The organism is Amycolatopsis sp. NPDC057786 (assembly GCF_042797905.1).
Lineage (GTDB): Bacteria > Actinomycetota > Actinomycetes > Mycobacteriales > Pseudonocardiaceae > Amycolatopsis.
Window position 1 is genome coordinate 1 of record NZ_JBHVKW010000195.1, and the last position, 4,605, is coordinate 4,605.

Annotated in this window: 2 protein-coding genes; both read left to right on the forward strand. The window is 70.7% G+C overall.

What is annotated here, in order from left to right:
- Window positions 1-3,105: type I polyketide synthase (locus tag ACFVM3_RS41780; RefSeq protein WP_378445452.1), on the forward strand; the 3,105-nt coding region annotated here is incomplete at its 5' end.
- Between the two features lie 241 nt (window positions 3,106-3,346).
- A partial coding sequence (locus ACFVM3_RS41785) for a type I polyketide synthase (RefSeq protein ID WP_378445454.1) occupies window positions 3,347-4,605 on the forward strand: 1,259 nt, incomplete at its 3' end.

The window sequence follows — 4,605 nt, forward strand, 5'->3', positions numbered from 1 at the left end:
CATTCGGCGCAGGTCGACGGTTTACGCGATGATTTGGTGGAGTTGCTGGCGCCGATCGTGCCGCGGTCGTCGTCGGTTCCGTTGTTCTCGACTGTGACCGGTGATTGGTTGGACACCGTTGGGATGGATGCGGCGTATTGGCATCGCAACCTCCGCCAGACCGTCCAGTTCGACACGGCCGTGCGCAGGCTGCTCGGCGAAGGCCATCGGGTGCTCGTGGAGCAAAGCCCTCATCCAGTCCTTACCATGAGTGTCCAGGAGACCGCCGAAGCCGAAGGAGTCGAAGCGGGCGCGATCGGCACGTTGCGGCGCGACGACGGTGGCTGGGGCCGGTTCCTCTCATCGGCGGGGGAGGCGTTCGCCCAGGGCGCCGAAGTCGCGTGGACGCGCATGTTCCCGGCGAAGACGTCTACAGTGGACCTTCCGGTCTACCCGTTCGAACAGCGGCACTACTGGCTCGAGAACGACGGGACGACCGGCGATGTCGGCGCCGCGGGGCTCGGCTCCGCCGGGCATCCGCTCCTGGGTGCCGTGGTGCCGCTCGCGGACTCCGACGGGCTGGTGTTCACCGGACGGCTTTCGGCGCGGACCCATCCTTGGCTGGCCGACCACGCGGTACGCGGCACCGTCTACCTGCCAGGGACGGCGTTCGTCGAACTGGCCCTGCGCGCCGGAGACGAAGCCGGCTGCGGTGGTATCGAGGAGCTGGCCCTGGCCGCGCCACTCGTACTCGGACCGCGCGAGCAGGTCCAGCTTCAGGTGAAGGCCGGCGAAACGGACGAAACCGGGCGCCGTCCGGTGACCATCCATTCGAGGCGGGACGACGGTGCGTGGACACTGCACGCGAGCGGCCTGCTCGGAGCCGGTGCCCGAGCCGGGGTGGAGCTGACGGCTTGGCCGCCGAGCGGAGCGGAAGCCCTCGACGTCGAGGACCTCTATGACCGTTTGGCCGGCGAAGGCTACGAGTACGGCCCGGCGTTCCAAGGGGTGACGGCCGCCTGGCGGGACGCCGACGGGCTGTACGCCGAGGTGACGCTGGCCGAAGACCTCACGGACTCGGGCTTCACCCTGCATCCGGCGCTTTTCGACACCGCGTTGCACGTACTCGGGATCGACGGCGGGACCGGTGAGGTGCGGGTGCCGTTCGCCTGGTCCGGGGTGACCGTCCACGCCGACGGCGCCCGGAACCTGCGGGTGCGGATCGTCTCCAGCGAGGACGGCCGGTTGGCTTTGACCGCCGCGGACGGCACCGGGGCGCCGGTCCTGACCGTCGCCGAACTGACTCTGCGCACCCTCGCGGAAGAACGTCCGGCCCAGGATCCGCTGTACCGTGCCGACTGGATTCCGGTCGGTGAGGCCGAGACCGGAACCGGCACGTACACCGTGATCCACTCGGTCGGTGAGTTGCCGGAGTCCGCCCCGGAAACGGTGTTCGTGATGCTGACCGGCGAGATCCACGGTGGACTCGCCGAGACGACCCGCGATACGGCCGCGGAAGCCCTCACGCTGGTGCAGACCTGGCTCGCCGACAGCAGGTTCGACGCGGCCCGGCTGGTGCTCGTGACTTCGGGGGCGATCGCGGTGGACGGGCCGGTGACCGACCTCGCCCACGCGCCGGTATGGGGTCTCATCCGTGCCGCCGAAGCCGAGAACCCCGGCCGGTTCGTCCTGCTGGACGTGGACGGCGAGGCCGTTCCCTGGCAGGGGATTCCGGTGAACGAGCCGGAACTGGCGTTCCGCGAAGGACGTCTGTTCGCCAGGCGGCTGCACGCCGTGGAACCGGCGGAGTCCGGATTCGACGGGTTCGACCCGGACAAGGCCGTGCTCGTCACCGGAGGTACCGGGACGCTCGGTGCCTTGGTGGCGCGGCATCTGGTCACCCGGCACGGGGTGCGGAAACTGGTGCTGACCAGTCGACGAGGTCTTCAGGCCGCCGGGGCGGCGGAGCTGCGCGACGAACTCGCCGCGCTGGGTGCCGTCGTGACGATCGAGGCTTGCGACGCCGCCGACGAGAACGCGGTCCGTTCCCTGCTCGCACGGCATCCGCTGACCGGGGTCGTGCACACGGCGGGGGTGCTCGACGACGGGGTTCTCGGGTCGCTGGACCCCAAGCGGCTCGACGCCGTGTTCCGGCCGAAGGTCGACGCCGCCCTCGTTCTGCACGAACTGACGAAGGAGGCCGGGCTGGCCGCGTTCGTCCTGTTCTCCTCGGCCGCGGGGGCGATCGCCGGTCCGGGACAGGCGAACTACGCCGCCGCCAACGTGTTCCTCGACGCGTTGGCCTCGGCTCGCCGGGCCGAAGGGCTCCCGGCGACCTCGCTCGCCTGGGGATTCTGGGCGGAGCGCAGCGAACTGACCGGCAGGCTCGGCGAAACCGACGTCGCGCGGATGGCCAGGTCCGGTATCGCGGCGATGCCGTCGGAAACCGGGCTGGCGTTGTTCGACGCGGCACTCGGACGGCCCGAGGCGACGCTCGTGCCGGTGCGGTTCGATCCCGGCAAGCTGCGGACGCGACTGATCGAGCACGGCGACCCCGCCGTGCTGCGTGATCTGGTCCGGCTGCCCGCTCGTCGTGCCACCGCCAGGACGGTCGATGCCGCGTCGGAGGTGGACGCCCTGATCCGGCGGCTCGCCCCGCTGATGGGCACCGAACGGCGCAAGGCGCTGGTGGACCTGGTACGCGGCCAGGTCGCCGCCGTCCTGGCGATACCGGGGGCGCATCAGGTCGCCGTGGAACGCGGCTTCCTCGACCTCGGGTTCGACTCGCTGACCGCGCTCGAACTGCGCAACCGGCTCAACCGGCTGACCGGGCTGAGCCTGCCGGCGACGATGGTCTTCGACTATCCGACGGTGTCCGCGGTGGCGGACCTGCTCGGCGAGCGGCTGCCGCTCGGGGACGCGGAACCCGCGGGCGACGCGGCGACCCTGGTGGACGACGAGGTCACGCGTCTCGAAGCCGCGCTCACGGGAGCCGTCCTGGACGAGAGCAGGCAGGCCGCGATCGCCGATCGGCTGCTGGCCCTCGCGGCCACCGTCCGCGGCGGTGGTGGCGGGTCGGACGACGAGCTGTTCGCCCTCATCGATCAGGAATTGGGGCTCGGCTGAGCGCCCCGGTGTCGTGAGTGGCGCACGTGTTCCCAATGTCGCATTCGAGACGCTCAGCGTCTCCCATGCGATATTGGGAACCTCGCGCGTCAGCGTCCTGACGTCACCCACGACCCCTGTACCGGACGGGTGCGTGGGGGTCCCGGGGTCGGTGAGGGGGCGATAGGGGTGGGGACGGCGACGCGTCGTCAGCAAGCTAGAGGTGACCCACCCTGCCGTGCCGCCGATGACGAGGTAACGCCTGATGCAGAACGAGCAGAAGCTCCGCGACTACCTGAAGCTGGTCACGGCCGACCTTTCCCAGACGCGCCAACGGCTGCGCGAGGCGGAGGCCCGGGCGAACGAGCCGATCGCGATCGTCGGCATGGCCTGCCGGTACCCAGGGGGCGCCACGTCGCCGGAGCGGCTGTGGGAACTGGTCCTCGGCGAGCGCGACGCGATCGGGGACTTCCCCGCCGACCGCGGCTGGGACCCGGCCGAGCTCTACGATCCGGACCCGGGCAGTGTCGGCAAGTACTACGCCCGCGGCGGCGGCTTCCTCGACGACGCGGCCGGGTTCGATCCGGCCTTCTTCGGTATCTCGCCGCGTGAAGCGCTCGCGATGGACCCGCAGCAGCGGATTCTGCTGGAGGTCGCCTGGGAGGCGTGCGAGCACGCGGGGATCGACCCGGCGACGCTGCGCGGCAGCGCGACCGGCGTCTTCGCGGGTCTCATGTACCAGGACTACGCCGCCCGGCTGGACTCGATCCCCAGCGAGGTCGAGGGCTACATCGGCAACGGCAACACCTACAGCGTCGCGTCCGGCCGGATCTCCTATGTCCTCGGGCTCGAAGGCCCCGCCGTCAGCGTCGACACCGCTTGCTCCTCTTCGCTGGTGACCCTGCATCTGGCGGTGCAGTCCTTGCGGCGCGGCGAATGCGGAATGGCCTTCGCGGGCGGCGCGACGGTGTTGTCCACAGCCGACGTGTTCGTCGAGTTGAGCCGTCAACGAGGTCTCGCCGAGGATGGCCGCTGCAAGTCCTTCGCCGACGCGGCCGACGGCGCGGGATTCTCCGAGGGCGCCGGGATCCTTTTGCTGGAAAGGCTTTCCGACGCCGAACGGCTCGGGCACCGGGTGCTGGCGGTGGTACGCGGCACGGCGGTCAACCAGGACGGCGCGAGCAGCGGCCTGACGGCGCCGAACGGGCCCTCGCAACAGCGGGTGATCCGGGCGGCCCTCGACGACGCGGGGGTTTCCGCCGCGGAAGTCGACGTGGTGGAGGCGCACGGAACCGGGACCACGCTCGGTGACCCGATCGAGGCGCAGGCGGTGCTGGCCACCTACGGCCAAGACCGCGAACGGCCGCTGTGGCTGGGTTCGCTGAAGTCCAACGTCGGTCACACCCAGGCCGCGGCCGGGGTGGCGGGCGTGATCAAGATGGTGATGGCGCTGCGGAACGGTGTGCTGCCCAAGACGTTGCACGTGGACGAGCCGTCGCGGCAGGTCGACTGGTCTTCGGG